The 2,911-nt window shown below is 58.8% G+C and carries 4 protein-coding genes; all 4 read right to left on the minus strand.

Features of this window, described 5'->3' with window-relative positions:
• Positions 1-110: 110 nt before the first annotated feature.
• From sctL to EOA85_RS31550, 4 genes are read right to left on the minus strand one after another with little or no spacing between them, the layout of a single operon-like run.
• Complete coding sequence (gene sctL, locus EOA85_RS31535) at positions 111-734, minus strand: type III secretion system stator protein SctL (protein ID WP_095521256.1); 624 nt, start codon at positions 732-734, stop codon at positions 111-113.
• A complete protein-coding gene (locus EOA85_RS31540; RefSeq protein ID WP_329609620.1) occupies positions 731-1,378 on the minus strand; it encodes a nodulation protein NolU in 648 nt (215 codons plus the stop codon). Before EOA85_RS31540 ends, sctL begins: the two co-directional genes overlap by 4 nt.
• Positions 1,371-2,234: a type III secretion inner membrane ring lipoprotein SctJ gene (gene sctJ / locus EOA85_RS31545; RefSeq protein WP_127212342.1), complete on the minus strand. Its 864-nt coding sequence runs from the start codon at positions 2,232-2,234 to the stop codon at positions 1,371-1,373. The genes EOA85_RS31540 and sctJ overlap by 8 nt, the downstream gene beginning before the upstream one ends.
• A gap of 9 nt (positions 2,235-2,243) precedes the next feature.
• A complete protein-coding gene (locus EOA85_RS31550) occupies positions 2,244-2,753 on the minus strand; it encodes a nodulation protein NolB (RefSeq protein ID WP_095521281.1) in 510 nt (169 codons plus the stop codon).
• Between the last annotated feature and the right edge of the window lie 158 nt (positions 2,754-2,911).

Consider the following 2,911-nt stretch of genomic DNA (forward strand, 5'->3'; position numbering starts at 1 on the left):
ACCCCGCACCGCACGCGTGTCAATTCGCTTGGCCGCAGCCCTCAACGACGAGATTGCTGGAACGAGAGCTCGAGTGTCGGCGTCAGCGTTATGTTCTGGGACGGGCTTTCTCATAGCTCGCCTTTTTCACAGAGCGTCCCGAAACCAAGGCGCAGCGCGCGCATCTGGGCGTCAAGTCCCAGGTCGACATTGCCGTACTCGCTCCACAGCACGCACCGTTGCGGCGACAACGTCGGGTCGGGCTCGATCCGCACCCTTGGTCGACCATCCTGGCCGTCGCATCGAGCAAACTCTCGTGCAAGCATGTCGACTTGCATGGGAGAAACATGAAGGCAAACTTCGGCGCCGCTGTATTGACACTCTATGGCGTGACGAACAGCCCTCACCAATAGCTCGCCCGGATCGAAAGCGCCGATAAGATCGCTCAATATTTCCATCACGAGCTGCGGCAATTCCTGCTCCAGAGCCGCCTTTCGTCGCGCGATTTCGGAGATTGTCTCCGCAATCAGCCCTGCCATCTCCTCGGTGCCTGCATTCGAGCCCTCCATGTGGCCGCGCGCCCACGCCCGCTGGTAAACGGCGCGTGCCCAGTTTCGAACGCGCTGCCGATGCCGTTCTGCCGCGGCAAGCGCTTGCGCGGCGCTGTGCCAGGTTTCGAGCTCGCTCGCGGGTATCAGTGGTCCGACTGGACGCATCTGCGGCGCTATTGGCCCCTCGGAAAGTTCGGCTGTCATTTCACCGGGGTCTCTGTCTCAAAATGAGCTAGTACAAGTGAAAGCAATTGGCCGGCGGCGGTCCAATGCTCAGGTGCTGGAGTCTCCGCGGCAGTCCCCTCGGGCAACCGAAGAAGCACGCGGTTACGCTCGGTCGCTGAACTGTCCTGGAGCCAAGCCCCAAGACATGCATGTCCATCGTATTCGATTTGCTGAGCGAGTTTTTCTGGGTCCGCGATCAGTCTGTTCTCAACGGCATGCAGCAGGTGTCGGATTCCGAATGCGTGTGCATCCACGCCGATGCGTTTAACAAGGATGGCAAGCTCAGGCTGAGAGACAAACGCGACCAGCGAACGGGCATGCCAGATACTACCAGCAAGAAGGGCAGCTCGATATGGATCGTGCCCGCGTAGAAGGTCCGGCCTGCAGCCGATGTGGTTCAGATCCACGTCATAGTTGCCCAGCAATTCTGCCAGCCTTGGATGCAGTCTGGAACACTTCTGCAACTTCACTAACGTTTCTGCCGATAACGCTGGATCAAGACGCGCCGCTAGACGGGTCGGATGGGCCGAAGCCGCAAGCTCGCTCGCGCCCGGAAAACGCAATTGGTGCGGACCATCAGGTCGGGCGGTCTGTATAGGCATTTGCAATGAGATGTCACCCACGTCCAATTGCAGGCATTCTTTTGCGAATGGCCTCGACAGCAGAAGCATCCCGGCGCCCCTCGACCTTGGAAACGCCGGTTGATTGCTTGCGCCGACGCGTAACAACGCTGACCAAGAGATAACAGGCCACGGCGAATACGGCTGCGGCAAAACCTGTCACGGTCGCCAGAATTGGCGCAGGAAGAGGTATTGATGCTTGTGGCAAAACAGCAGTCGGATCTGGCCGTTGCTCGTGTGCGGACCGTTCTACCGGCACCAAAACCACTTCCACCTTATCGTAGGACAAGCCTTCGATGCTGTCGGCTACGAGCATCTTTATCTTTGGCAGCAGAGCCGCGACATTTGTTTTGGCGTCGTGCCTGATAAACACCGAGGCCGAGGATGGCGTGGCGCCGGCTCGCACAAGGTCGTTATGCGGCAGCACGACGTGAACACGTACAGAAAAAACGCCATCGATATCGCTGATCGTCCGCGACAACTCTTCGCTCAGGGCATACACGTAACGGGCACGCTCTTCGGTCGGCGAGGCAATCAGGCCTGATCCTTGGAATATCTCACCGAGGTTCTTGAAGGATTGGCGCGGCAACCCCTTGGCGTTCAGAAGGTTGATTGAGAAGGCGAGCAGCTTTTCGTCAACCTGGATCGTGCTGGTCCCATCCTTGGCGACCACCCGGATCGCGGCGACCCCGTTGTCTTCAAGAAGTGCGAGCATTTCATTTGCCTCACGCTCTTGCAATTGCGTGTAGAGGTCGGTTTTGCAAGCACTGAGGGCGACGAGAACTGGCAGCATGACAAGTCTAATCGACCGCCACCCTGACAGGCCACGCATGATTTCGCCCTTGGCCAAGCCAATCATGCGCCCGGTTCAGCCTTCCTTCAAAAGTTTATTCACGGATGATGTGATGCCGCTGACGCCTTTGGAGATAAGCGCCACCTGGGTGACGCCGTTGTAAACATCCCGAAGACCAGCCATCATCGTTTCGAAGTCTTGCCCTTGTTGAGGAATGCCCGAGATTCCGGTTCCCGCCTCACCTGCGACGGGAAGCTTCTGCGCCGGTCCCGGTAGAGCGCCCTTCGAAAGGGCTATGTCATGGTCGAGCGCGGGGAAGGAAACAGTGTTGTGTGGATATAGGGAGGAAATCGTCTGCAACACGCGATCGCCCATGCCGCTCGTCGGCGCAGCCGCGCGCTGAACATCCATCGCCGCAGCAACTGGCGCCGCACTCGCTGGCCCCGCGGCGGCATCGTTTTTCAGCGAGTCGGCTGCATGCCCTAAGGCGCGCTCAAACTGGGCCTGCTCGACAATCGACGGTGATCCGACCCTGGGGAGGCCAGCCGTTAGAGTGGCAGAGATCGACGTGACAGGCATCATCATGTAAGGACTCGGTTGCTCTCTCTGACCGGGCGAGCCCCGCCCATTCATCACCCGGTGTCGGCGCAACACTCCTAGGGGGGCAAGCTGACAACAAGCTGACTAACGGCGGCGTCATTTCGACATCTAAAATCTCTTCGGCAATTTAGTCACTTGTGATG

The sequence above is a fragment of the Mesorhizobium sp. M5C.F.Ca.IN.020.29.1.1 genome (assembly GCF_003997375.1).
Lineage (GTDB): Bacteria > Pseudomonadota > Alphaproteobacteria > Rhizobiales > Rhizobiaceae > Mesorhizobium > Mesorhizobium wenxiniae.